This window comes from Hymenobacter sp. 5516J-16, assembly GCF_022919335.1.
In the GTDB taxonomy this organism is placed as follows: Bacteria; Bacteroidota; Bacteroidia; order Cytophagales; family Hymenobacteraceae; genus Hymenobacter; species Hymenobacter sublimis.
Map to the genome: position 1 here is coordinate 1,344,292 of NZ_CP095058.1, position 25,548 is coordinate 1,369,839.

Sequence of the window (25,548 nt, forward strand, 5' to 3'; positions counted from 1 at the left end):
TTATCATTCCCTTTCCCCGAATCTGGTTGCCCGGCAAGGGCGGTGCCAGGCCGGAAAGCTGGATTTTTTGCCCGCCGTCTGCATCTATTAAATAAGCCGTTTACTTTTGTCTTATTCCATTCTGCGTTTTCTGCTGTTATGCTGCAAGTTTCTGTCCTGAAAGAGCACACCGATGCGGTGCTGGCCGGCCTGGCCAAAAAACATTACAAAACCGCCGAAGCCGATGTGCAGGCCATTCTTACCCTGGACCAGCGCCGCAAAGACCTGCAAACGGCCCACGACTCAGCCCAGGCTGAAGCCAACGAGCTAGCCCGCCAAATTGGGGGCCTGATGAAAAGCGGCGACAAAGCCGGCGCGGAAACCCTCAAAGCCCGCACGGCCGAGCTGAAGCAGCAAACCAAAGCCCACGCCGACGAGCTAAGCCAAGTGGAACTGGCCCTTCAGCAAACGCTTTATAAGCTGCCGAACCTACCCCACAGCAGCGTACCGGAAGGCCGCACGGCCCAGGACAACGAGGTAGTGCGCGAAGTAGGCCAGCAGCCTACCCTGCCCGCCGGCGCCCAACCCCACTGGGAGCTGATTAAGAAGTACGACATCATCGATTTTGACCTGGGCGTCAAGATTACGGGGGCAGGATTTCCGGTGTACAAAAACCAGGGTGCCCGGCTGCAGCGGGCCCTCATCAACTTTTTCCTGGATGAGGCGCGCAATGCCGGCTATATGGAAATTCAGCCTCCGGTGCTGGTCAATGAGGCCTCGGGCTACGGTACGGGCCAGCTCCCCGACAAGGAAGGCCAGATGTACCACGATGCCCAGGACAACCTGTTTCTGATTCCGACGGCCGAAGTGCCCATCACCAACCTCTACCGCGACGAAATTGTGCCGATAGAGAAACTCCCGATTCGTAACGCCGGCTACACGCCCTGCTTCCGCCGCGAAGCTGGCTCCTGGGGCGCCGATGTGCGCGGCCTCAACCGCCTCCACCAGTTTGATAAGGTAGAAATTGTGCAAGTGGCCCTGCCCGAGCAGAGCTACACCCAGCTGGAAGAAATGCTGGCTCACATCGAGGGGCTGCTGCAGAAGCTACAACTGCCCTACCGCGTGCTGCGCCTCTGCGGCGGCGACATGGGCTTTACTTCCGCCCTCACCTACGACCTGGAAGTGTGGTCGGCGGCCCAGGGCCGCTGGCTGGAAGTGTCCTCCTGCTCGAACTTCGAGACCTACCAGGCCAACCGCCTGAAGCTGCGCTACCGCACTGAAAACGGCAAAACTCAGCTACTGCACACGCTCAACGGTTCGGCCCTGGCCTTACCGCGCATTGTGGCCGCCTTGCTGGAAAATAACCAGCAGGAAGATGGCATCCATCTGCCGGAAGTGCTCCACTCCTACTGCGGCTTCAGCAAGATTGGGTAGAGCTGCTTGGGTAGTGTTCTGACTACCTGATAAACCGAGGTGGGCTACGAGTTTCTTTCCAAGAGAAAGAGCTTGTAGCCCACTTGGTATTTTGTATAGAATTGGTTACGTAGTACTTGCCAACACGAAGCCACCACCTAGTTCAGGGTTACCCGAAAGGTAGACCCCTCCCCCACGGTGCTTTCTACCTGCAGCTCGCCCCCATTGCTTTCCACAATGCGGTTGACGAGAAACAGCCCGACGCCGGTTCCTTCGGCAGCTTCGGGGTGGAAGCGACGAAACAGCTGAAACAAATCGGCCCCGTGCCGGGACAGGTCAATGCCCAGGCCGTTATCGGCGACGGAGAGCATAGCCTGGCCGGTAGGGCCACGCCAGCCACGCACCCGCACCCGCGGAGGCCGGTCCGGATGACGGTAGCGCAGGGCGTTGCTGAGCAGGTTTAGCAGAATAGTGCGCAGATGACCCCGGTTGTAATGCACCGTGGGCAGGGCCTGAAAGTCATAGTCGATGAGAGCTGCGGTAGTGCGTAGCTGCGGGCCAGGGCTTGCTGGATGTCGTCGGTTAGCTCGGCTAGCGCTACCTCCTCCTGCGTAGCCGATAAGGGCTGACGAGTATCCTGCACAATCACCGACAAATCGTCGATGGTAGTAAGCAAATCGTGCAGGGAAGCCTTGGTCATACTTATCAACAGCTGGCTTTCCCCTTCCTCGAAATCGACTACCCGGCACAACTCATCAAACAGGCCTTGCAAGTTCTGCACGGGCTGCTTCAGGTCATGGGAAGCCGCGTACACAAAGTTATCCAGGTCTTGGTTGGTGCGGGCTAGCTGGCGGTTGGCGGTATCCAGGGCGCGGTTGCGGGTCTGCGCTTCGGTGTGGGCAGTGCGCAGGCTTTCATTGGAGGCTGCCAGCTCCTGCCGGGTTGCCGTCAGCTCCGCCAATGACTGGCGCAACTCCTGATTTATGCGCTCCAGATCAGCGTGGTAGCGGGCCTGGTGCTGCCGCCATTCGTTGCGTTCAATGGCGTGACGAACCACCTTTAACAGCATGTCCTGGTCGAACCGGTGTTTGATCAGGTAATCGAGGGCGCCGTTGTTCAGGGCCTGAACAGCCAGCTCTCCACTGTCAATGCCGGTTATCATCACCACGCACAGCCGCTCGACGGGCACTAGTTGCTTGAACTGCTCCAGCACTTCCAGGCCCGTACCGTCGGGCAGGTTGTAGTCTATAAGCACGCAGTCGGGTTGGTAGCGCTGAAACGCGACTACGGCCTCGGCCACCGTGGTAGCTTCGTGCAGTTCCAGCGTTTCGCCCGGGTTCCGGCTTAGGTAGCGGCGCAGCACTGCCCGGTCGGTATCACTGTCTTCAACCAGCAAGATTTTTTTCACGCGGTAATAGGCAACGGGGCGGCGGGCTAAGCGGGCAATTCAGAGGCTTCCAGCCAATAATGCACAATCAGGCGGACCTTCTCTTCCAGCTCCGCGTAAGCCAGCGGCTTGGTCAGGTAGCTGTTGGCCCCGAGCTGGTAGCAGGTAGCCACGTCCTTGGCGTTGGCGGAAGTGGTGAATATGACCACCGGAATAGAATGCAGGGAAGGGTCACCTTTGATGGCGCCCAGCACGTCGCGCCCGTCCAGGCCGGGCATGTTCAGGTCGAGCAGGATGATGGCCGGTAGGGTTTGCGGCCAGCCAATTTTGCGGCCCTGGCCCTGCAGGTAGTCCAGGGCCTGTTCGCCGTCTTCGCACCGGAGCACTGGGTTTTGGAGCGCATGCTTACGGAAAGCCCGGCCCAGCGCCGTAAAGTCTTCGGCGCTGTCTTCTACAATCAGAATAGGCTTTATAGCAGTTGTGTTCAACTTATTCGGGTATTGGAACGGAAAAATAAAAGGTCGAGCCCTGTCCGGTTATGGAATCAACCCAGATTTGCCCGCCCATTTTTTCAATCATTTTTTTCACGATGGCCAGCCCAGCCCCCGTGCCGCCGCCGTACTTGTTGGGTCCGTGCAGGCGCTTAAAAATGCGGAAGATGCTTTCGTGGTGCTTGGGGTCGATGCCAATGCCATTGTCGCGCACGTACAGGGTCCGGAACTTGGCCGGAACCGGTCCGCGCGGACTCAGCAGACCTTCGGGCGCTACCCCTACCCATACGTACCGGTCGGGTTTATCGTTGTAGCGCATGGCATTGGTAAGCAGATTGTTGAGCACTTCCCGCAGGCGCACTTCGTCGGCCAGTACCACGGGCAACTCTCCTTCTACCAGCAAAGTCGTGTTGGTTTCGCGCAGGCGCACTTGCAGTATATCCGTCACTTCCGCTAGCACAGCCTGTACGCTTACGGGCCGCAGCTCGGTTTCCACGCGGCCTACTCGGGAAAGCTGCAACAAGGACTCAATCAGGTTTTCCATGCGCTGGCTCAAGCGAATCAGGGTCCGGAGCTTTTCTACGCCTTCCTCATCCAGCTTGTCGGCGTAGTCTTCCAGCAGGAACAGGGAGTAGTTATGAATGCCCCGTAGCGGCTCCTTTAAGTCGTGGGAGGCCACGTAAGCAAACGAATCCAGCTCCTCGTTGCTGCGCTCCAGTTCAGTGTTCAGGCGGCTGAGCACGGCGGCGCGGGTCTCCATTTCACTGAACATTTTCAGGCGCATATCGGCAATGCGCAGGCGCAGCTCCTGGGCGGCCTCAATTTCAATGGGGCGCCACGCTTCCGACGTGTTTTCCACCGATTGGCTCCAGGCCGCAAACGACTGCCGGGGCGACAGCACGATTTCGCCGTTACGGTTTTCCTCCTGCTTTTGCTGCTTGCCGGCCCAGGTTACTTGCTGCAACACCTCCGGTCGAAACCAGATGATGTAGTCGCGGTGCTGCCGGTCGAGGCTGATGGCCAGAATGCCGCTGGCCACGGCCCGAATCTGGACGCCGGCCGGGTTGTGGCGGGCGTAGGAACTGGTATAGAAGACCTCCTCCGGTACGTTGGTATGCAGCCAGGTAATAAGCTCATCTAGCTGCGCTGGGGTGGGGGTAGCGCCCAGCAGCGCCCGTTCTCCGTCGAAGCACACGGCCACGCCCCCGCACGCAAAGGCATCGAGTACGGTAGGCGTATGTTCGTAAAGGGCCCGGCGGAAATCGGGCAGCTCGGCCATCAGGGCAAACAATCGGGCTTGGGTTTCGCGCAGGCGCAGCTGGTAGGCGAATACCTCGGCCTGCTCCTTGCTTTTGAGCAGGGAAGAAAACGTTTTGCCAATGAACTGGCACAGGTCGCGCAACTCGTAGCTGATCAGGCGCGGCGACTCATGGTGGCACATAAGCAGCCCCCACAGCTTGCCGTCCTGAATCAGGGAAATGCTCATGGAAGCCTGCACACCCATGTTTTTCAGGTACTCCACGTGAATCGGCGACACGCTGCGCAGGGTAGCGTAGGTCATGTCGGGGGGCGGCCGGTGGAGGGCGTGCGCACGGGCACCAGGGGCACGGCCGCGTAGTTTACATCGGCAATAAAGCGCAGCCAGTTGCGCAGGTACATGGCCCGGGCCTGCTGCGGAATATCGGTAGCGGGGTAATGCAGGCCCAGAAAGGGCTCCATGTCGGGGCGGCAGGCTTCGGCCACCACCTCGCCGCTTTCATCCTCGGCAAAGCGGTAGAGCATCACCCTATCGAAGCCCGTGATGTTGCTAACCTGCCGCACGGCGTGCTGGCAAAACTCCTTGACCGAAGTAGCCCCCAGCATCTGGCCCAGGGCTTCGTTAAGCGAAGGCATGTCCAGCGGCCCGGCGGTCAGGTCCTGCACCGGCTCGAACTCCAGCCACAGCAAGTCGTCGAAGCGGTGTTGAATGAGCTTGAAGTAGGGTTGGCTAGCCAGCTGATCGAGGCGCACGCCCTGCAGGCGCTGGTTTTCATCGAGGGTAAACCACTGGGTTGACAGCTCCTGCAGGCGCTCCTCATGGAAAAGGAAGGTTAGGTCGCGGCCAATCAGGGTTTCAGCGGGTAAGCCCAGCAGCTGGTCGGTGTTGGCGCTGGCCTGCACCACCCGGTGGGTGCGCGGGTCCAGGCACAACAGAAACCCATAGGGCTGGATGGAGCCCGGAATATGAATTGGCTCCCGGTCGCAGTTGGTGAGGGTAATGGGTTGCCCTACCAGGCTTTCGTCGGTCAGGGTTGCGCCTGTTCTAACCATGCGTGTAAACGTTGAAAAGTAAGCGAGGCCGACGCTACAATAGCATCGGCATTGGCGGGGTAGCAGCTTGCGTAAGCAAACCCACAAAGGTTTTCCAGAGCGGGCCGGTTTGCTCGGCGTGCCCACTGAAATACGCGCGGGCCGGAATATTGGCTTTGGCTAGCTGACGGGCAATTACCTGCCCGCCCAGGGTGGAGCCTTCCAGAACGTACATAGCCCCAAAAGCTGGGCGCGGGTTTCGAGGGGGGCAGCTCAGGCACGAGCGGCAGGGTAGCAGCTTCGGGTAAGTCTTGGCGCAGCAGGTGGGCCCGGTAGCGGCGGGGCAACTCCCAGGCCGGGCCCAGCAATTCTTCTTTAGAACGGAGCTGGGCTTCGAACGGCGCTACAAAGCCGTAGAGCCGCGCCAGAAACTGCTGGGTAAGCGCCTCCGTGATGGTTCCGTTACCCAGGGCCTGGTTGAAGGGCAATTGCTCGAGAGCCTCGTGCACGGCCCGGGTTTCGTGGCGCAGGCGGGCAAGAATATCAACGGTAGTACTCGAAGACGACATATGCAGCAGACAACGCCGAATCAGGCGGATAGTGATGACCCGTACGCTGCGGTAAGAAGCAAAGGTAGGTGAATCCGTGCTCCAGTAAATTAATAGTGGGCCAGTTGGTTATCCGCGTAGCACCAGGCCCATTGCTCGCCGGGCTCAGCCGAAACCACTACTGGGTGCTGGGTAGCGTGAAAATGGCGAGTAGCGTGCTTGTTTTTCGAGGAGTCGCAGCACCCTACTTGGCCGCAGGTTTGGCATACCCGCAGGTGCACCCAGGTGTCGCCCAGGGCCACGCATTCAGGGCAGGTGGGCTCAGCGGGTGCGGGCAGTATCGTTGCCAACGAGTGAAGATGGTGGCAGAGAGGCATGGCAAGTGGGAATGAAAGCAGGAACGAATATACCCCGCTACGGAAACAGTCACAGGTCCGGTACGTGCCGCAGGGCACCTAGTCCAGCACGGTGGTTACCACGCGCAGGGCCCCGCTGGTGAGGGTTTTCTGAACCGGGCATTTCTCCGCAATCAGGTAGAGACGCTGGCGCTGCTCCGGAGTCAGGGGGCCCAGCAGACGCAGCTCTTTGCGGACTTCCTCCAGCATTTCCCCGGCCTGCTCACACTGGTCGCAGTCGAGACGGTGGACGCGGTGGTGGCTGAGGCCCACCTCAATGCCTTCGAGCGGCCAGTGTTTCTGGGTGGCATACAGCCGGAGTGTGATGGCCGTGCACGCGCCCAAGGCCGAGAGCAGCAAATCGTACGGAGTAGGCCCCCGGTCTTGCCCGCCTACACTCCGCGGCTCATCCACGAAATACGTATGGTGGCCCGCCTGAATTTCGGCCAACAAGGCCTCAGGACCAACTTTAACAAGTACCGTGGCGGGAGAGGAAGTTTCAGACATGGCGAATGGAAAAACAGGTAGGATGCGGCAACTACTTAAAAGCAGAACGTACGAATTTTTCCTCATCCTGTCTCACGGAACCGCACAAAGAGCATCAGTGGAAAACTGGTAAGCGCTGCCGTTCCACATCAGCACGACCTGTGCCGGCACGAAAAAGCCGCTCCTGCCCAGTAGACAGAAGCGGCTTGATAGGATAGCGGCGGTCAGGCAGTGCTATCTTTAGGATTTCGGCGTGTAGGGGAATTTCTTGGAGGCGTTGCGCATCAGCATGTCCACGATGTTCTCGGTGGAGCTGAACACCGAGCCCGAAGCCAGGTAGTCGTACTTCCACAGCAGCTTGCCGGCTTCGCCCTCGTGAATGTTCACGGTGATGTTGGCTTGGTTGGTAGCGCCCCAGGCACCTACCAACAGACCGACAGCTACGGCAGCCCCGTCGCTCATGGGTTTGGTGGTCCGCACGCTGGTCGTCAGCACAGCATCCACGCCCAAAATTTTAGCCAGCTCCTGGGGAGAGTGAGTGCGCAGCTCGTTATACGGAATGTTGCTTTCCCGCAGGCGTGCGTTGGTTTGCATCACATCCTGAAAATCAACGGTGTAGCCACGCTGCGTTTTACGACGAAGCAGCCAGGAGTACACTTTTTCCTGAAAGTCGTGCCCACTTTTCAGCTCCATTTCCTGCAGCTGGGCCGGGGTAGTGCTCTTCATTTGGTTGGGGCGCAACTGCATGGTAACGGCGGCGGGCAGGATGGCTACCGTTTTGTGCTTGGGGCATAGGAACGGAAGTCCTGGGCCATATAAATGCTGGGTCCGCAGGCCGTCAACAGCACGGACACGAACAGAACCATCAGTACCCGAAGGGTAGAAACTTGCATAGAAAAAAGAAAATGAATGATTTTAGGATTATGCCTGACCAATCAGCCTACAAGTATACTAGATACCATCCCAATATCATGCGTTTCTCAGCTGACCCAAAATTGAATTTTACCGTCCGTCGCGGGCTGGGGCAGGTCCAGCGTAAACTGAATATCCCGCATGCAGCGGAAGTGCCCCTGCGGACATTTTTCGTAGCCAATCTTGGAACAGGGCCGGCAGGGCAGCCCAGGCACCTCCAGAATGCGGAATTCTGTGCGGTACGGGTACATGCCAAACTCCGGCACCGTGTTACCCCAAACGCTGAATATCTCCTTCCGAAATGCAGCGGCTATGTGCATTAAACCAGTATCATGGCTGACTACGAAGCGCGCCTGCCGCACCAAGGACGCCGACTGGTTCAGATTGAACTTGCCGCAGGCATTGTAAATAACGGTGGCCGGAGCCGGCGCAGCAGGTAGCGCCGGAAAATAGTAGGGGCTGTCAGGAATTTGAGCGGGCGCGGGCGGGGAACTGGCCGTTTGGTTGTCAAAGGCCAGCTCAATGATATGGCCGGTACTTTCGTCCTCGGGGCCGCCCAGTAGCACCACGGGTTGGCGCAGCAGTCCACACAGTTCAATAATGCGTTCCACGGGTAGCCGCTTGGTAGCGTGCTGGGCCCCAATGGCAAAGGCCACGTACCCCCGCTGAAAAACTGGGGGTAGCGCCGCACTAAGGTTCACCTCATCCTTGGCCGGAATAAAGTAATCCAGCCCCTGCCCGTCGTTTTTCACGCCCAGCGGTGCGGCCGCGGCCAGGTAGCGGTCCACGATGTGCACGCGGGGCAGGGTATTCACTTTGAAACGCACCAACAGCCATTTGCGCCAGTTCAGCTTGTCAAACGAGGCCGACTTCACCCCGAGCTGAGCCTTAAGCAAAGCGGTGCGCAGGTTGTGGTGCAAGTCCACAACGAAGTCGAACTGCTCGGCCTTTAGCTCGGCTACCAACTCCCGCAACGAACCGGTCAGGCAGTGCACCTTGTCGATGTAGGGATTGGGCTCCAGAAAGCTGCGGAAGCCTGGCTTGGTAGCAAAGTGCACCTGCGCCCCCGGCACCTGCAGCTTCAGGCACCGCACCACGGGTGTGGTCAGCACAATGTCGCCGATGGAAGAAAAGCGCAGAACCAGAATCTTCATGGGTGTAAGTGACAGGTGAATGGTGATGAGGTGATAGGTTTAAGGACTACAAGAACGCCGTGCAGAGCCCAAGGCGAAGCATCTCGCGGGCTGAGATTGTGGTGCTACTCAGAGTCAGCCCGCAAGACCGCTCACCAAGCTCGGAACGACGACCCGGCTTGTCACCTGTTACCTACCACGTATCACCTCTACCCAAACAACGAATCCTTGAATTCCAGCGGAGCTTTAATGCCGGCCTTGCGCTGGGCAAAGTATTCTGCTACTTCCGCCGCCGACTTGGCGTTAAAGGTCATGTCCTTGGTTAGCCCACCCTTGCGGCCCATGAGCACGCCGTAGCGCATGTCGGCGTAGCCGTTGGTGTGGTGAGCGTCGGGGTTGATACTGAGCGGCACGCCTTTGTCTAGGGCGTACCGTACCCAGCGCCAGTCCAGGTCGAGGCGCCAGGGGTTAGCGTTGATTTCGATAATGACGTTGTGCTGGGCGCAGGCGTCAATAATTGCTTTGTGGTCGAGGGGGTAGCCCTCCCGGCGCAGCAGCAGGCGGCCGGTAGGGTGGCCCAGCATGGTGGTGTAGGGGTTTTCGATGGCGCGCAGCACGCGAGTAGTGGCCTTGCGCTCGTCCATTTTCAGGTTGGAGTGCACCGAGGCCACAATGAAATCGAAGGTTTCCAGCACCGCGGGCGGGTAGTCTAAGGAGCCATCGGAGAGAATATCCGACTCAATGCCCTTAAAAATGCGGAACGGGGCCAGCTCCTGGTTGAGCTCATCTATTTCGCGCTGCTGCTGGCGCACGCGCTCCGGCTGCAGGCCGTTGGCGTAGTGCGCCGCCTGCGAATGGTCGCAGATGCCGAGGTATTCGTAGCCTTGGTCGCGCAGGAACGTGGCCATTTCGCGCAGGCTGTGGCTACCGTCGGAGTAGGTACTGTGGTTGTGCAGGGAGCCGCGCAGGTCCTGGTCTTCCAGCAGGGTAGGCAGCTTGTTTTCGCGGGCCAAAGCCAGCTCGCCGAGGCCTTCGCGCAGCTCGGGCTCCACGTACTGCAGGCCAGCGCGCTGGTAGAGGTCCTGCTCCGAGGCAAACCGTTCCCGCTTTAACCACTGACGCAGGGTGGCGGGCTGGCCGGGCCGGGTTTCCGTCGAAATAGCCCCGCTCAGGTGGGGTTCGGCGGCCGAGTGCAGCAGCAGCTGGTTGGTGAAGTCGGTGGGGGTAGCCAGCACGATTTCCACCTTTACGCCGGAGGTCGTGGCCGTGCCGCGCCAGGCAAAGGGGCCACTGCGGCGCGCATCGGGCGTAATGCCTTCCAACTGGTCTAGCAAAGTGTGCACCTCGGCAGGCTGGGTAGTAGCCACTACCAGCAGCACAGTTTCAATCGTTTCGAGGCGGCGGCGCACTTCGCCGGCTACGGCGGCTTGCTCCACCCCGGCTACCTCGTGCACGCGGCGGGCCAAGTCCTCAGCCAATTCCTCCGCCTGCGGATAGAGCAGTTTGCCCTGGCTCTGGCTCGTAAATTCAAGGGCCGCCAGAATAGAGTCCTGGGTTTTCTGGCCGAAGCCTTTGAGCTTGCTGACCTCGTTGTTTTCGGCGGCCTGGCGCAGTTGTTCGGGGCTTTCAATGCCCAGCTCTTTCCACAGGGACCGAATTTTCTTGGGGCCGATGCCCTTGATGTTCAGCAGCTCGATTACGCCGGGCGGCGTGATGCTCAGCAGGCGCGTCAATTCCTCAAACGAGCCGGTATCCAGCATTTCGGCCACTTTGGCGGCGGCAGTTTTGCTCAGGCCCGTGCGGTCGGGTAGGCCGTGGCGCTCAATGCTGGCTACGGGCACACTTAGCTGCTCCAGGGCATTCACGGTGCCCTCGTAGGCCCTGATTTTAAACGGATTTTCCTCGTGCAGCTCCAGCAGTTGGGCCGTGAGGCGGAAGGCACGAATAAGGGCGCGGTTGTCCATAGCGGGCAAAGGTAACTTGTGGGAGAGGCATTCGCGTGCTCCCGGCCGAAACACAGTTCCCGGCCTCCGATTTGCTACATTCGGAGCGGGAAGCGGGCCGGGAATCGTCTTTCCTGCTACGAAAGCCGTTTAGGTAACGGTTATTTCCTCTTTTACTTCCTGCTCACGTAAACCGCTCTTTCATGCGTCTGTTCACGCTCCTGTGCTCTTTAAGCGTGCTGCTGCTGGCCGCTACCTGCAACAACGACCCCAAAACGGCTACCCAGCTCAAGCAACTAGAGCGCACCTGGCTGCACGCCCACGAGGAAGACCAGGGCGACGTGCGCGTGTACCGGCCCAACACCTACGCCTTCCCGCCCTCGCGGGGCCGCACCGGCTTTGCCTTCGACCACAACGGCCTGTTCACCCAGTACGACATTGCCCCCACCGATGGCATTGAGGGCCGCAAGGGCCGCTGGTCAGCTCTCAACGACCATAGCCTGCGCATCACCCTCGACGATAAAAAGGAGCCCGATTACACCCTGGAAATTGTGTCCTTGGAAAACGACATGCTGAAAGTGCGCCGGGTAGAGCCGTAGCGCCGTGCAACCATTCGGCGGGCGCGAGGCTCCCTTAGGCGTACTGATTTCCTGACTTATGCGCGCTACTTTGCTTGTCTGCTTTGTAATGGTCCTTTTTCTGAGCGGTTGCAAGAAAGAGGAGTCCTCGGTGCCAGCTGAGCTACTATTTGGCCAGACCTGGCACAACACCTTCCAGCAAAAGGAGGGCGACTTCTTTGTTTTCAAGTCCGAGCCCCAGATGAACGTCGGGTGGCGCTACGACAGCTTCCGATTGGAGGCCGATGGTCAGTTTGTGGAGGAAGGACCAGGCCCCGCCGACGGCCTGGAATCACGCCCCGGCGCCTGGACCCGAGAAGATGCCCACAAGTACCGCATCCGGTTTACGGATGGCACGCGGCCGGGGTATTTGCTGGAAGTTAAGCTCCTAGACAAGCAAAGCTTGCAGGCGCGCCGGGTGTACTAGCCCGGCCAGGGCGCCAGCAGGCACTGCGGCTTCTTTTGTAGCTTGCGGGCTATGAACTACTGGCTCGTTAAATCCGAACCCGCGGCCTACTCCTGGGCCGATTTTACCCGCGACGGTGGCACCGACTGGACCGGAGTCCGCAACTTTCAGGCCCGCAATTTCTTGCAGCAAATGCAGCCCGGCGACCTAGTGCTGTACTACCACAGCGTCACGGACAAGCAGGTAGTGGGCATTGCGGCAGTAGCCGCGCCAGCCGCGCCCGATGCCACCGCCGAAGCCGGCAGCGGTTGGGTAGCGGTGCACCTGAAACCTCATCAGCCCCTCCCCCGCCCCGTAGCCCTGGCCCAAATAAAGCAGGACGCCCGCCTCTCGCAGATTGGGCTGCTGCGTCAGTCTCGGCTTTCGGTGATGCCCCTCAAGGGAGAAGAGTTTGATGTGCTGCTGGAGCTAGCCAACTAAGCGCCCGTTCCAGTTTTTACTAATGTACCTACTGCCCAGGCCGCCAGCGGCCTGGGCAGCTTGCGTTACCAGGGCCAGAGCGCCGAACAAATGCCGGACTGCCAGGCGGTTCAGTTAGGTGTTGTGCGGGTTTCACCGTATCTTACTTAACCAGCGGCTCCCACCCTTTTCGGCCCTCCTTATGCGACACCTGTACCTCTTTACTGGCCTGCTGTTCTGCTTTTTCGCGGCGGCAGCCCAAGCGCCCAAGCCCCCGGTAGTGCCCACTCAGCCCTACCGGTTGGAGCTACCCCTGGAAGCCTACTCCAGCGACGTGCTAGTGCAGCCCTTGCTGGAAGACAGCAGCTTGGTGCTGCTAGTAGAAAAGGAACCCTTGCTGACGGGCAAATCGGAGTATACCTTCCAAAAGTTTGACCACCGCCTTCAGCCGGGCCAGGTGGTGCCCCTACCCGTGCCACGCGGCTACGAGTTTCGGCAGATCTGCGCCGAGGGCACTGATGTGTATGCCTTGTTCCAGGGCACTACGGAAGGCACTTTGTGGGTAGCGGCCTTCGACTCACGCACCGGAGAGCTAGGTACGGGGGAGTTCAAAACTAAGCGCGCCCGCCAGGTGCACGACCTCAAAGCCTTGGATGGCAACCTGTTCGTAACCGTGGAGGCCGACATGCACCTGACCATTTTGCTGCTGGATTTACGGGCCGCCACCTTCCGGTTTCTGCCTTCGGTGTATGAGCCCTTGCCCGCTACCTTCACGTTCCTGGCCGACTCTGTAACTAAGCGCGCCGAGCTGATTCTGAGCGAAACCAACGGGTTTAAGTCGCGGCTGCAGCTCAAGCAGCTCTCTGACAACGGGCAGCTGCTGCATTCCGAGTTTGTGCAGGCGGGCAGTGAGCGGGGACTATTGGAGGCCCAGCTCAGCCCCGGCGACAGCGCCGCCCGGCTGTTGGCGGGCACCTATACCCTGCGCGATTCTCGCTACTCCCAGGGCTTGTTTGCCGCCGATTTAAACGCTGGCGTTACGCCCACCGGGCAGCGCCGCTCCTTGCGCTACTACGATTTCCTGAATTTCAAGCACTTCTTTGACTTTATGAAGCCCGCGCGGGTGGCCCGCATGCGGCAACGCAGTGAGCGGCTTCGCGCCTCCGACCGTCAGTACCGCCACCGCTACCGCCTGCTCATGCACGATATGCTGCCCAGCCCCGAGGGGTACGTATTGGTAGCCGAAGTGTATTTCCCGCGCTATAACACGTCTAGCTACAACAACCTGGGTGGCCTTTACAACTACGGCTACGGCAACAACTTCGGCCCGTTGGCGCGCTCCTACAACGCCGTGAATCGGCGTAATGAGGGCTACCGGACCACGCACGCCCTAATCTGTGGTTTCGACCGCCAGGGCAACCTACTCTGGGATAATTCCTTTCTGCTTGATGAGGTAGAGCATTTCTCGTTGCAGGAAGCCGTGCGGGTGCGCCCCCTAGGCGACGGGCGCCGCTTGGTAATGGCCTACCTGAAAGAAAATGAGTTCTATTACAAAATGGTAGACCAGACTACCGCTACCCCAACGACTGGAAGGTAGAACTCCAGACTACTACCACCGAGGCCGCCGAAAAAACCACCAATACCCAACAGGAGCAACTCATCACTTGGTATGGTGGCCGCTTCCTAGCTTCGGGTTATCAGCACATCAAGCCCACTAAGGGCCCCGACCGGGAAGTGTTCTTCCTGAATGTGCTGGAATTCAAGTAAGCCTTGGCGCCCCCACACAAAAAAGCGACCCTGCCAGCTGGCAGGGTCGCTTTTTTGTTTTTCAAACCAAGCGGATGACTACCGGCTGGCCTCGCCCACTACATTAGGCAGGATCTTGGCCAGTTGGCTGACCTGCTCCCGGGTGAAGTTGCCGGCTACCGAAACCAGCACAAACGAATCGGCTGACTCCTGCTTGCCCACGGCTACAAACTCCGACACCCGGCCGCTTTGCTCGCGCACGGAGTAACGCAGCTGATTCGGATTATCGGCGGAGGCTGACACGGCTAAAGGAGTGTAGCGCTCATTGGCCAGTAGCCCTTCCACTTCCTTGTCTAACCCTTCGGCCACTAGGTCGCGGGCACTGCCGGTGGTGGGGCAAAGGTGATGATCCGGGCGCTGCGGATGGCGGTTAGGGCCTGACTTACGTCATTGTCGCCGCCTATTTTGGCAATGCGCCCGAGCAAAAAGCGTGTGGTCAGGCCCGCATTCCAATCGGTGGCTTTAAAGCCAGGACGGTTTTCGTATTTGTTGAAGAATTCAGCGACCGTACGGGCGGGCTGGCCCGGGCCGCTGGCGCGGCAGCCAGCCAGCAGCAACAAAGCCACGGCTAGCAGGAAGGAGAAGTTACGAAGCTTCATGTGGGGTAGGTGTAGATTGAGAAGAGAGATTGTAGGGCCCTGTACGCGGGCAAGCGGTTGGCTGTTGGCACGGTGGCGCTTACCATCAGCACCAGCCCGTAAAAAAAGCGGCGCGCCTAGAGGCACGCCGCTTTTCTGGAGGTTGCTACCGGGCCTTAGGGCTGGGGAGCATTCGGAATGAAGAATTCAAACTTGAACTCTACCCGGCGGTTCTGCGACATGTTTTTCGACGACGTGTTCGGCGCCGCTGGCTCCGATTCGCCACGGCCTTCCGTTACGATGCGGGTGGGGTCAACTTGCTTGCCGGTGAAGTAACGCTTCACCGAACCAGCCCGCCGCTCCGACAGAGCTTGGTTGTACTCATCGGTACCACGGGAGTCAGCGTGGCCAATCACGCGCAGGCTGTACTCGGGGTGGTCGTTGAGGGCTTTCACCATCTTATCGAGCGTGCCGTAGGAGGTGCGCTTAATCACGGTGCTGTTGGTTTCGAAGCGGATGGGCTGCTCCAGTTTGCGCACGCCCGGATCAATTTCCATGGGGCAGCCGTTGGCGTCTACTTTGGCGCCGCGCGGCGTGTCGGGGCACTTATCAGCGCTATCTGGGATACCATCACCGTCGGCGTCTACTACCAGCGGGCAGCCGTTAGCATCCACCTGGGTACCGGCCGGGGTGCCGGGGCACTTGTCGTTTTGGTCAGCTACGCCGTCACCGTCGGCATCGGGGCAACCGCGCAGGGCGGGTAGGCCAGCCTGGTCGGGGCACTGGTCATCCTTGTCAGCCACACCGTCGTTGTCCCGGTCGGGGCAGCCTTGCATGGCCGCCGTGCCAGCTTCCGTTGGGCACTGGTCCTGGTAATCTGGAACGCCGTCTTTGTCGCCATCAAGTGGGCAGCCGGTTTCGTCAACTGCTACGCCAGCGGGCGTGTCGGGGCATTTATCTTTGCGGTCAGACACACCGTCGTTGTCAGTGTCTTTGGCTTTACCCAAGGCAAAGTTCAGGCCCACAGTGTGCTGCAAGAACCGGTCGTCGATGCTGTTGTCGTCGCGGGCAGGGTCGCCGTCAATGTTGGCGTTGAGCGGGAAGTGCTGGCCGGTTTGCACGAACAGGTGCACGGCCTCGCCCAGGCGGAAGTCAATGCCCGCGGCCCCGAACAAGTCAAAGTAGTTCTTGTCCTGGTCGGTGGGCTCGGTGCGGTTGTTGCGAAAGATGGTGCCCTCGCGGCTGGTGTAGGTCAGGCCCGGGGCGGCCAGCAGGTAGGGGCGCACGGGCGAATCCTCACTTAGCAGCTTGAACTTCAGGCCCAGGTTTACATTCACCACGTTGGTGGCGAAGTTGCTGCCGAAGTAAGGGGCGCCGGCCGGGGCCGTCTTCTTCAGCTCCACGTAATTGCCGCTCAGCTGCAGGTCCAGGCCGCTGGTCAGGTAGCGGCTGATCGTCAGGCCGGGCGCGTACTTGTTCTCGCTCCAGTTCCAGTAGTCAGAACCGAAGTTGCCCTTGTACTGCATGGCACTCACGTTGAGGCCGATGGCCGTCTTGCGGTCGGCGTTCTGCGCCTGGACCCGCGGCGCCGCCGCCAGAAGCGTCAGCCCCAGGGCCGCTGAAGTTGTTAAAAGGTGTCTCATGAGGGCGATATTAGGTGGAAGAATTGCACAGGCGGAAGCCGCCACCGCCCGGGTAGGATGAATCCGAGCTATCCGCCTATACCTTCCTTATCCTAATAAAGTTGCCCTTCAGCTGGCAAAAACCCATTTTAAAGCCGTGTTTACCAAGCTCAACAACTACATATTCAGTTATTTATATTTACCACGTATAGCAGGAGGCGGTTTTGCATTCGTGTTGCAGCAATAAAATTTTTTCTCAGATAAGGCCAATTTATTGACTTATAGAAAAAGAAGACGCTCCCGACCGGGGAGCGTCTTCAACAGAGCCAAACTGGTTTGAACGGGCGCCGCCTAGTGCCGCATCAGCCGCTCAATGTCGTCGGCCTCCAGCGGGATCTTTTTCATCAGGTCCTCATTACCGGTTTTGGTAATAAGGATGTCGTTTTCAAGGCGAATACCCAGGCCCTCTTCCCGAATGTAGATGCCTGGCTCACAGGTATATACCATACCTGACTCGAACACGCGGTACTTAGCACCCACATCGTGCACATCTAGGCCCAGGTAGTGCGAGGTACCGTGCATGAAGTACTTTTTGTAAAGCGGCGCCGCGGGGTCCTGGTTCTTTACATCTTGTTCGTTGAGCAGGTCCAGCTTAATCAGCTCCTGCTCCATTTGGCGGCCCACGGCGGCATGGTATTCTTCAATATTGTTGCCGGCTACGAGCTGGGAGGTAGCAAACTTCATTACCCGCAATACGGCCTCGTATACGTCGCGCTGGCGCTTGGTGAAGGTGCCGTTCACAGGGATAGAGCGCGAAAGGTCGGCGGCGTAGTTGGCAAACTCAGCCCCGAAGTCCAGAAGCAGCACGTCCCCGTCCTTGCATTCCCGGTCATTGCTGACGTAGTGCAGAATGCAGGCGTTGGCTCCGCTGGCGATGATGGAGCCGTAAGCCGGGCCGCGGGAAGCGTTACGCAGGAACTCGTGGAAGATTTCAGCCTCAACTTCGTATTCCATTACGCCCGGCTTTACAAAGCCCAGCAGGCGGCGGAAGGCCTGCTCGGTGATGTCGGCGGCGCGGCGCATCAGCCGGATTTCCTCCTCGCTCTTGATGGCGCGCAGTTGGTGCAGCAGGGGCGCCGCGCGGCGGTAGGTATGTAGGGGTAGGCTTCCTTAATCCACTTGATAAAGCGGGCGTCGCGGGTTTCTACCTCCACCACGGAGCGGATGTGCTCATTGGCGTTCAGGAACACGTTTTCGGCTTCATTCATGAGGGCCGGCAGCACCGACTTAAAGGAGTCGAGCCACATGATGGTGCGGATGCCGGTTTGCTCGCGGGCCTGCTCCTTGGTCAGCTTATAGCCTTCCCAGACCAGAATGTGCTCCGAGGTTTCTTTCAGGAACAGAATTTCGCGGTGCTGGGGCAGTATCGCGTCGGGGAAGATGACCAAGATGCTTTCCTCCTGGTCAACGCCGGAAAGGTAGAACAGGTCGTTGTTCTGGCGGAATGGCATGGTGCCATCCGCGTTGGTGGGCATGATGTCGTTGGACTGGAAGATGGCCAGGGAAGCCGGGGGCAGCAGCTGGGTGAAGCGGCGGCGGTTCTGCGTAAATAAATCGGGCGAAATAGAGCCGTAGCGCATGAGTGGCAAGCGGAAAAGGTGGCACAAACGGAAACCAATGGCAGCCGCCGCAGCGGCCGGGGCAAGTTAGGCAGTTCCGCGCGGCTTTGGGAGGAGCTGGCTGCGGGGGAGGTGTGCTACGGGCGGCCGGGCCGGCGAAGTTTCCTTTCGGCCGCTCGTTTGGGCTTGTGCAGCCAGCATCCCCTACCCTCCGGCCAGTAATAAGACAAAAAGGTGGTGAACGTGCGAGTAAGCGGTATCTTTGTGGCCTGCTATTGCACTATGCCCGAGCCTGCCAACCGTTCCGCCGTTCTGCTCATTCAAACCGCTTTCATCGGCGACGTCATTCTGGGTACGGCGCTGCTGGAGCATTTGCAGCGCACGGAGCCCGGTACACCCGTTGATTTTCTGGTGCGTAAGGGCAACGAAGGGCTGCTGAGAAGCCATCCGCACGTGCGGCAGGTGCTTATTTGGGACAAAAAGAAAGACAAGTACCGCGGCCTGTGGCGTCTGCTGCAGCAAATCCGCCGCGCCCAGTACGGGCGCGTGGTGACGTTGCAGCGGTTTGCTTCCACGGGTTTCCTCACGGCCTTCTCGGGCGCAACGGAGCGCATCGGTTTCGACAAAAACCCGTTCGCGGCCCGCTTTACCCGGGCCATTCCGCACGTAATTGGGGCGGGCGTGCACGAGGTGTCGCGCAACTTGCACCTGCTAGACCCCACCTACGACGGCCCCCTGACGCCGCCCCGCCTCTACCCCACGGCCGCCGACGAGGCCGCCGCGGCCCAAGTGGTTCGCAACGCGGCCGGTGGTCCTTACCTCTGCATCGCCCCAACTTCGGTGTGGTTTACCAAGCAATTCCCCGAGGAGCAGTGGCTGAAGCTACTGGCTGCCCTCCCGCCGCAGTACACCGTGTTTCTGCTCGGCGGGCCACCCGATGTAGAGGACTGTGAGCGAATTAAAGCGGCCACTACCCGCCCAGGCGTCGTTAACCTAGCTGGCAAACTTTCCTTGCTGGCTTCGGCGGCCCTCATGCGCGGCGCTACCCTCAACTACGTCAACGACTCGGCGCCCATGCACCTGTGCTCGGCCGTGGGTGCGCCGGTGTGCGCCGTGTACTGCTCCACGGTACCGTATTTCGGGTTCGGGCCGCTGAGCCCGTTTTCGAGGGTAGTGCAGATTGAGGAAAAGCTGGAGTGCCAGCCCTGCGGCCTGCACGGCTACCGCAAATGTCCGCTCGGCCACTTCCGCTGCGCCCACGGCATCGAAACCCAGCAGTTACTAGCTGCCTTGGCGGAAAGTGAGTTGGTGAAACGGTGATTCAGTGAGTTAGTGATTGAGTGATTCAGCGAGGGAAATAACTTTAAACCCATCTGTCATCCTGAGCGGAGCGAAGGACCTTGTCACGAAAGCACGGCATCGTAGCAACGACTCGTTCAGGCGTGATAAGGTCCTTCGCTTCGCTCAGGATGACAGGCGGTGTGTTAATTCGCTCAATCACCGAATCACTCAATCACCAACTCACCGAATCACCATTTCACTACTCGTACCTTTGCAACCAGCTGCGCACTTGCGTGGTTATACAGGGCCGGGGTAGTGCTTGGTTAAGCTAGATAAACCAAGTTCCCAAGCCCCCAAGTCCCTAAGATCCTAACTAAATGTCTGATTACGACCTGTACGAGCTGCCTAACGGCATCCGGGTTCTGCATAAACAAGTTCTGCACACCAAAATTGCGCACTGCGGCTTCCTGCTGGATATTGGCTCCCGCGACGAAAAACCTCATCAGCTGGGGTTGGCGCACTTTTGGGAGCACATGGCCTTTAAAGGCACCGAAAAGCGCAAGAGCTTCCATATTCTCAACCGCCTCGAAACGGTAGGCGGCGAGCTGAACGCCTACACTACCAAGGAGAAAATCTGCTTTTACGCCTCCTTGCTCAGCACCCACTTCGAGCGGGCCTTCGAGCTGCTGACGGACCTCACATTCCACTCGGTGTTCCCGGAAAAGGAGATTGAGAAGGAGCGCGGCGTGATTCTGGAGGAAATGGCCATGTACCACGACGCCCCGAGGACGCCATTATCGACGACTTCGACGACGTAGTATTTGCCCGTCACACTCTGGGCCACAACATTCTAGGGACTCGGGAAAGCGTATCGGGCTTTCAGCAGGCCGACTTCCGGCAGTTTCTGCAGGATAACGTGCGCACCGACCGGCTGGTGTTCAGCTCCGTCAGCAACTTGCCCTTCAAGGAAGTAAAGCGCCTGGCCGATAAATTTCTGGCCCCGCTGCCGGCCAAGCTGGGCGAGCGGCTGCGCACGCCTTTCTCCGGCTACCAGCGCCTGGAGCGGGTGGAACGCAAGCCCATAACCCAGGCCCACTGCCTGATTGGCGGCCCCGCCTACGCCCTGCACGACGAGCGACGCATTCCGTTTTTCCTGCTGAGCAACCTGCTGGGCGGTCCCGGCATGAACTCCCGCCTGAACCTAGCTGTGCGCGAGAAATACGGTCTGGTGTACACCATCGACGCCACTTACTCGCCCTACACCGATACGGGTCTGTTTGGCATCTACTTCGGCACCGAGAAAAAGCAGGTAAACCGCACAATTTCTTTGGTGCAAAAGGAGCTGAAGCGCCTGCGTGAGCAAGCTCTGGGCACTTCCCAGCTGCATACGTCCAAGGAGCAGCTCATGGGCCAGTTGGCCATGGCCGAGGAAAGCAACGGCGGCCTTATGCAGCTGCTGGGCAAAAGCACCCTCGACCTGGGCCGGGTAGAAAGCATCAACGAAATCTTCGAGCAGGTTCGGGGCATTACCTCTTCCCAGCTCCTGGAACTGGCCAACGACATTCTGCACGAGGACAACCTAAGCGTGCTCCAGTACGTGCCGGAGTAGCTTGCGTAGGGTATGAGGGGAGGAAGGTGAGCGGGTAAGAGTGCAACTAGTTATGCCGGCAAACCAACGAAGGAAATAGTAGATAAGCTCGCCTACCAAGCCAGCGCGAATAAAGGCCGCCGGGCACAAGTACGATGGTTTTTTTCCTCTTTCCCTCCTACCCCCACACCCTCCTACCCTACTTTCTATGCCCATTTTCGGCCATATCAGCTACTACCGGCCCGGCGACGTGCTAGAGAACCGGCTGGCGCTGAGCCGGGCGGGCCTGCACCGACCTACCCGGGCGGGCGTGAGCGGTAGTGAGTTGGAAGGAGCCGACTCAATTATCCTGGCTGACCAGTACGAGGACGATGATTTTCGGGAGGAAGACATCATCTACTCCGGCAGCGGTGGCCGAGACCCACGCACCGGCAAGCAGGTGACCAACCAGGAAATGACCGGCCGTAACGTGATGCTGCGCCGCAGCCTGGAAACCGAACTGCCCGTGCGTGTATTTCGCAAAGTACCCACCGAAACTGGCAGCGGCTACCGCTACGAAGGGCTGTATCAGGTAGTAAATGCGGTGTACGAGGCCGGGAAGTCGGGCTTTCTGGTTTGGAAATTCTTCCTGGTTCCGTTTCTTGAATCCTAATCGTCTGTCATTCCAAACGCAGTGAGGAATCCGGCCTACCCTCCTGGTAGCTACCCCAAATTCCTCACTGCATTCGGAATGACAGTTCTATTTTCCTTACCATGTACTCCGCCGACGAAGCCCAGCTCTACGCCGACCGCCATACCACCGCCGAAAGCCCGCTGCTGGCCCGCCTGAACCGCGAAACCCACGTGCAGTTGCTGCACGCCCGCATGCTCTCGGGTCACGCCCAGGGCCGGCTCTTGAGCATGATCAGCCACATGATACGGCCCCGGCGGGTGCTGGAGCTGGGCACGTTCACGGGCTACTCAGCGCTGTGCCTGGCCGAGGGGCTGGCCCCAGACGGGGTGCTGCACACCATTGAGCAGAACCCGGAGCTGGAAAGCCGCATCCGGCGCTACGTGCGCGAAGCGGGCCGGGAAGAGCAGATTCAGCTGCACATCGGCGACGCCCGCCGCATTCTACCTACCCTGGCGGAACCCTGGGACCTGGTGTTCATCGACGCCGACAAAATCAACAACGACACCTATTATGAACTGGTGCTCCCCAGGTTCGGCCCGGCGGGTTTCTGCTGATTGATAATGTGCTGTGGGGTGGCAAAGTGGTAGATTCCTACCCCGTAAAAGCCGCCGACAAAGATACCCACGCCGTGCGCGCCTTCAATGATAAAGTGCAGGCCGATGAGCGGGTAGAAAACGTGTTTCTGCCCCTGCGCGACGGGCTACTGCTGGTGCGAAAGAAGTCTTAGTAAGGCCAAGCACAGGCTGCATCGGCGTACGTTTCTTGCAATTCCTCTAAAATAAAACCTTGGTTTTCAAGGTGTAGCCTTACAATTACTGAACATCTATATAGAACACGGCTGATTGCGTTAAACGAACCCTCGGAATTTGCGTCTATCCCGGCTAGGGACTCATTTTTTCCGACTGATGCAACAACGTTTTCTACTCCTGCTGCTCCTGCTTACGCTACTTATCCGGGGGCGGCGCAGGCGCAAACCACTACCGTCAGTGGGCGGGTAGTTGACGGCAAAGACCAGTCGCCGCTGATTGGGGCCAACGTGCTGCTCACCCAGATACCCGACTCCGCTCGGCGCGGGGCTGCCGTGGAGGCCGATGGCTCCTTTACGGTGCCCGGCGTGGCGCCCGGCCGCTACGTGTTGGTCGTTTCTTTTCTGGGCTACCAGAACCTGCGCCGCACGGTGGAGGTAGGCGCCGGGCAGCCGCTGGCCCTGGGCACGCTGGGGCTGCAGGCGGGCGGCGGTATTGCCCTGAAAGGGGTGGAAGTGGTAGGCCGGGCCGCCGCGGCCGTGCAGAAGGGCGACACGGCGCAGTTCAATGCCGGCTCCTTTAAAACCAATCCCGACGCCAACGCCCAGGACCTAATTACCAAAATGCCGGGTGTAACCGTGGACCCCACCTCGGGCCGGGTACAGGCCCAGGGCGAGCAGGTGCAGCGGGTGCTGGTGGATGGCAAGGAGTTTTTCGGCAATGACCCCGACGCTGTGCTCAAGAACATTCCGGCCGAAGTCATCGACAAGATTCAAGTCTACGACCGGTCTTCGGACCAAGCCCAGTTCACGGGTTTTGATGATGGCAACCAGCAGAAAACCATCAACATTGTAACCAAGCCCAGCTTCCGCAACGGCACCTTCGGGCGGGTGCTGGCCGGCTACGGCCCCAGGACGACCGATACCGGGTGAGCGGCAACATCAATTCCTTTAAAGGAAAGCAGCGCCTTTCCGTGGTAGCCCAGAGCAACAATGTGAACGAGCAGAACTTCGGCACCGAGGATTTGCTGGGGGTAGTGGGCTCCTCGCGCCAGGGCGGAGGCGGCGGGCAGGGCCAGCGGGGCCAGGGCGGCGGCCGAGTGGGCGGTGGCGGACAAGGCGGCCAGGGTGGGGGTGGCAATAATGCCGGCGACTTCCTGGTGAGCCAGCAGGGCGGCATCTCGAAAACTCACGCCCTGGGCCTCAATTACTCCGACAGCTGGGGCTCTAAAACCGACGTGCAGGGTAGCTACTTCTTTAACCTCAGCGACAACACCAGCCGCACCAACCTGCTGCGCCGCTACGTGGCGCCCACCGGCCAAACTCAGGACTTACGCTACAACGAAAACTCCCTGGCCAGCAGCCGCAACATCAACAACCGCTTCAATCTACGCCTCGACCACAAGTTCGACTCCTTGAACTCCCTGCTGTGGCGGCCCAGTTTCTCGATGCAGCGCAACACCGGCACCAGCCTGCTCGATGGACGCACGTTTGAGGCCACGGGCAGCGAGGCGGGCACTGACCAAGGCACCAACAACAGCAGCTACCGCTCGGCCCTGACGGGCCTAACGGCCAGCAACCAACTGCTGTACCGCCACCGCTTCCAAAAGCGCGGCCGCACTTTCTCGCTGGGCCTGAACACGAGCTACAACAACAAGGACGGCGACAACAACCTGTTTTCCACTACCTCGTTTTTGCGCCGGGACACGCTCCGCACAACTACCCTCAATCAGTTCTCGGAGCTGGCGCAAACCGGCTGGGCCTGGACCGGCAACGTCAACTACACGGAGCCTCTGGGCCAAAACAGCATTCTGCAGCTGGGCTACAACGTCTCCTACACTCCCAACGACTCGGACAAGAAAACCTACAACTTCTCGCCCGGCGAGCAGCGCTATTCCATTCTGAACGACACGCTGAGCAACGTGTTTCAGAGCCGCTACCTCACCAATACCGGCGAGGTTACTTACCGCTTCCAGACCAAGGATTTCCAGTGGGCGGTGGGCGCGGCCGTGCAAAGCGCCCAGCTCCGCAGCGAGCAGGAGTTTCCGCGCCCCGGCACTACCCAGCGCACCTTCCTGAACGTGCTGCCAAATGCCCAGCTGCGCTACAACTTCTCGAAGCAGCAGAACCTGCGGGTAAACTACCGCATGAACACCAATCCGCCGAGCATCAGCCAGTTGCAGGAAGTAGTTAACAACTCCAACCCGCTGCAGCTGACCACCGGCAACCCCAACCTGCGCCAGGAAAACCGCCACAACCTGTTTCTGCGCTACTCCTCGGCCGTGCCCGAAAAGTCGACTTCCTTCTTTGCCCTGCTCGGCGGTTCCTACGTCGATAACTACATTACTAACAACACGATATATGCCGGCGCCGAACCCATAATAGCCGGCGGAGTAGTTATTCCGGCCGGGGGGCAACTCACGCGGCCTGTCAACCTGAACCAGCAGTATTCCTTGCGCTCCTTTATTAACTACAGCCTGCCGCTGGCCTTCATCAAGTCGAATCTGAACTTGAACGCCAACGCCACCTACGCCCAGACGCCGGGCCTGGTGTTCGGGGAGCTGAACTACAGCCGTACGCCCAACGTGGGGCTGGGCGCCGTGCTCAGCAGCAACATTAGCCCCGAGCTGGATTTTACGCTGTCCTCGAACTCCAGCCAGAGCTACGTGCGCAACACCCTGCGCCAGCAGCTCAACAGCCGCTACTTCCGTCAGAATACTACCCTGCGCTTCAACTGGATTGTAGTGAAGGGCGTCACGGTACAGTCCGATGTCAACCACATTATGTACACGGGCCTGTCGGCGGGCTATAACCAGAACTTTGTACTCTGGAATGCCTCGGTGGGCAAAAAGCTGGGCCAGAAGCAGCAGGCGGAAGTGAAGCTGTTTGCCTTTGACCTGCTGGGCCAGAACAACAGCATCCAGCGCAACATCACAGCCGCCTACACCGAGGACATTCAGACCAACATCCTGCAGCGCTACTTCATGCTGATGTTCACCTACAACATCCGCAGCTTCAGCGGCAGTGGCCGCCCCGACGCCCTGCCTGGTGAGAGCCAGCGCCCCGGCGGCCAGCGACCGGGCGGGTTCGGGCCTCCGCCCGGTGGGGGCATGTAGGGCCTCACCCCCAGAACGATGCTAGAAGCCGGAGGTAAGTCTAGGGTAGTATTCTGCCTTTC

General features: G+C 59.5%; 24 protein-coding genes and 4 pseudogenes. 11 read left to right on the forward strand and 17 right to left on the reverse strand.

Features of this window, described 5'->3' with window-relative positions; genetic code table 11:
• Positions 1-138 precede the first annotated feature (138 nt).
• Positions 139-1,413: a serine--tRNA ligase gene (gene serS / locus MUN84_RS06565; RefSeq protein WP_244697155.1), complete on the forward strand. Its 1,275-nt coding sequence runs from the start codon at positions 139-141 to the stop codon at positions 1,411-1,413.
• 137 nt (positions 1,414-1,550) lie between these two features.
• Here the strand turns inward: serS and MUN84_RS06570 are convergent, their stop codons facing one another.
• From MUN84_RS06570 to MUN84_RS06620, 13 genes and pseudogenes are all read right to left on the reverse strand, one after another.
• Positions 1,551-1,892 (reverse strand): sensor histidine kinase, encoded by a 342-nt coding sequence (locus MUN84_RS06570; protein WP_244697156.1) that lies wholly within the window; start codon positions 1,890-1,892, stop codon positions 1,551-1,553.
• Positions 1,853-2,800 (reverse strand): response regulator, encoded by a 948-nt coding sequence (locus MUN84_RS06575; RefSeq protein ID WP_244697157.1) that lies wholly within the window; start codon positions 2,798-2,800, stop codon positions 1,853-1,855. Before MUN84_RS06575 ends, MUN84_RS06570 begins: the two co-directional genes overlap by 40 nt.
• Before the next feature lie 26 nt (positions 2,801-2,826).
• Entirely contained in the window at positions 2,827-3,267 is a 441-nt protein-coding gene (locus MUN84_RS06580) for a response regulator (RefSeq protein ID WP_244697158.1), read from the reverse strand.
• Between the two features lies 1 nt (position 3,268).
• Complete coding sequence (locus tag MUN84_RS06585) at positions 3,269-4,831, reverse strand: ATP-binding protein (RefSeq protein ID WP_244697159.1); 1,563 nt, start codon at positions 4,829-4,831, stop codon at positions 3,269-3,271.
• Complete coding sequence (locus MUN84_RS06590; protein WP_244697160.1) at positions 4,828-5,580, reverse strand: hypothetical protein; 753 nt, start codon at positions 5,578-5,580, stop codon at positions 4,828-4,830. The genes MUN84_RS06585 and MUN84_RS06590 overlap by 4 nt, the downstream gene beginning before the upstream one ends.
• 34 nt (positions 5,581-5,614) lie before the next feature.
• Entirely contained in the window at positions 5,615-5,794 is a 180-nt protein-coding gene (locus tag MUN84_RS06595) for a hypothetical protein (protein ID WP_244697161.1), read from the reverse strand.
• Positions 5,795-5,870: 76 nt separating this feature from the next.
• A pseudogene (locus MUN84_RS24465) lies at positions 5,871-6,128 on the reverse strand (biliverdin-producing heme oxygenase); the annotation flags it as partial.
• 89 nt (positions 6,129-6,217) lie between these two features.
• Positions 6,218-6,457: a UBP-type zinc finger domain-containing protein gene (locus tag MUN84_RS06600; protein ID WP_244697162.1), complete on the reverse strand. Its 240-nt coding sequence runs from the start codon at positions 6,455-6,457 to the stop codon at positions 6,218-6,220.
• A gap of 105 nt (positions 6,458-6,562) precedes the next feature.
• Positions 6,563-7,009, reverse strand: a complete 447-nt coding sequence (locus MUN84_RS06605) for an OsmC family protein (RefSeq protein WP_244697163.1) — start codon at positions 7,007-7,009, stop codon at positions 6,563-6,565.
• 219 nt (positions 7,010-7,228) lie between these two features.
• Complete coding sequence (locus MUN84_RS06610) at positions 7,229-7,735, reverse strand: hypothetical protein (RefSeq protein ID WP_244697164.1); 507 nt, start codon at positions 7,733-7,735, stop codon at positions 7,229-7,231.
• A 23-nt stretch (positions 7,736-7,758) separates the two neighbouring features.
• A complete protein-coding gene (locus MUN84_RS22870; RefSeq protein WP_262920661.1) occupies positions 7,759-7,881 on the reverse strand; it encodes a hypothetical protein in 123 nt (40 codons plus the stop codon).
• An 87-nt stretch (positions 7,882-7,968) separates the two neighbouring features.
• Entirely contained in the window at positions 7,969-9,054 is a 1,086-nt protein-coding gene (locus MUN84_RS06615; protein WP_244697165.1) for a glycosyltransferase family 9 protein, read from the reverse strand.
• 188 nt (positions 9,055-9,242) lie between these two features.
• The gene (locus MUN84_RS06620) at positions 9,243-10,997 is read right to left on the reverse strand and encodes a helix-hairpin-helix domain-containing protein (protein ID WP_244697166.1); all 1,755 of its coding nucleotides are present in this window, start codon (positions 10,995-10,997) and stop codon (positions 9,243-9,245) included.
• A 182-nt stretch (positions 10,998-11,179) separates the two neighbouring features.
• On the opposite strand from MUN84_RS06620, the gene MUN84_RS06625 reads away from it, so the two are divergent.
• From MUN84_RS06625 to MUN84_RS06640, 4 genes are all read left to right on the forward strand, one after another.
• Positions 11,180-11,575, forward strand: a complete 396-nt coding sequence (locus MUN84_RS06625; RefSeq protein WP_244697167.1) for a hypothetical protein — start codon at positions 11,180-11,182, stop codon at positions 11,573-11,575.
• A gap of 88 nt (positions 11,576-11,663) precedes the next feature.
• Positions 11,664-12,020 carry a hypothetical protein gene (locus MUN84_RS06630; RefSeq protein WP_244697168.1) on the forward strand — a complete coding sequence of 119 codons (357 nt, stop codon included), beginning with the start codon at positions 11,664-11,666 and terminating at the stop codon, positions 12,018-12,020.
• A 51-nt stretch (positions 12,021-12,071) separates the two neighbouring features.
• Positions 12,072-12,479: an EVE domain-containing protein gene (locus MUN84_RS06635; RefSeq protein WP_244697169.1), complete on the forward strand. Its 408-nt coding sequence runs from the start codon at positions 12,072-12,074 to the stop codon at positions 12,477-12,479.
• A gap of 181 nt (positions 12,480-12,660) precedes the next feature.
• A complete protein-coding gene (locus tag MUN84_RS06640) occupies positions 12,661-14,055 on the forward strand; it encodes a hypothetical protein (RefSeq protein ID WP_244697170.1) in 1,395 nt (464 codons plus the stop codon).
• A gap of 248 nt (positions 14,056-14,303) precedes the next feature.
• Here MUN84_RS06640 and MUN84_RS06645 read toward each other — a convergent pair whose 3' ends face one another.
• From MUN84_RS06645 to MUN84_RS06665, 4 genes and pseudogenes are all read right to left on the reverse strand, one after another.
• On the reverse strand, positions 14,304-14,573 hold the full coding sequence (locus MUN84_RS06645) for a DUF4252 domain-containing protein (protein WP_244697171.1): 270 nt from the start codon (positions 14,571-14,573) through the stop codon (positions 14,304-14,306).
• Entirely contained in the window at positions 14,573-14,863 is a 291-nt protein-coding gene (locus MUN84_RS06650; RefSeq protein WP_244697172.1) for a hypothetical protein, read from the reverse strand. Before MUN84_RS06650 ends, MUN84_RS06645 begins: the two co-directional genes overlap by 1 nt.
• A gap of 155 nt (positions 14,864-15,018) precedes the next feature.
• A complete protein-coding gene (locus MUN84_RS23650; protein WP_317239138.1) occupies positions 15,019-16,485 on the reverse strand; it encodes an OmpA family protein in 1,467 nt (488 codons plus the stop codon).
• 330 nt (positions 16,486-16,815) lie between these two features.
• A pseudogene (locus MUN84_RS06665) lies at positions 16,816-18,104 on the reverse strand (aminopeptidase P N-terminal domain-containing protein).
• A 261-nt stretch (positions 18,105-18,365) separates the two neighbouring features.
• On the opposite strand from MUN84_RS06665, the gene MUN84_RS06670 reads away from it, so the two are divergent.
• The 6 genes and pseudogenes from MUN84_RS06670 to MUN84_RS06695 all read left to right on the forward strand — a co-directional run bounded on the left by MUN84_RS06670 (position 18,366) and on the right by MUN84_RS06695 (position 25,486).
• Positions 18,366-19,403, forward strand: a complete 1,038-nt coding sequence (locus MUN84_RS06670) for a glycosyltransferase family 9 protein (protein WP_244697173.1) — start codon at positions 18,366-18,368, stop codon at positions 19,401-19,403.
• Between the two features lie 338 nt (positions 19,404-19,741).
• Positions 19,742-20,973, forward strand: a pseudogene (locus tag MUN84_RS06675) (M16 family metallopeptidase).
• Positions 20,974-21,160: 187 nt separating this feature from the next.
• Positions 21,161-21,604, forward strand: coding sequence for a YDG/SRA domain-containing protein (locus MUN84_RS06680; RefSeq protein WP_244697174.1), 444 nt, complete (start codon positions 21,161-21,163; stop codon positions 21,602-21,604).
• A 101-nt stretch (positions 21,605-21,705) separates the two neighbouring features.
• A pseudogene (locus MUN84_RS06685) lies at positions 21,706-22,352 on the forward strand (O-methyltransferase).
• 147 nt (positions 22,353-22,499) lie between these two features.
• Complete coding sequence (locus MUN84_RS06690) at positions 22,500-23,303, forward strand: carboxypeptidase-like regulatory domain-containing protein (RefSeq protein WP_262920702.1); 804 nt, start codon at positions 22,500-22,502, stop codon at positions 23,301-23,303.
• Positions 23,300-25,486 (forward strand): outer membrane beta-barrel protein, encoded by a 2,187-nt coding sequence (locus MUN84_RS06695; protein WP_244697176.1) that lies wholly within the window; start codon positions 23,300-23,302, stop codon positions 25,484-25,486. The genes MUN84_RS06690 and MUN84_RS06695 overlap by 4 nt, the downstream gene beginning before the upstream one ends.
• Positions 25,487-25,548: the final 62 nt, after the last annotated feature.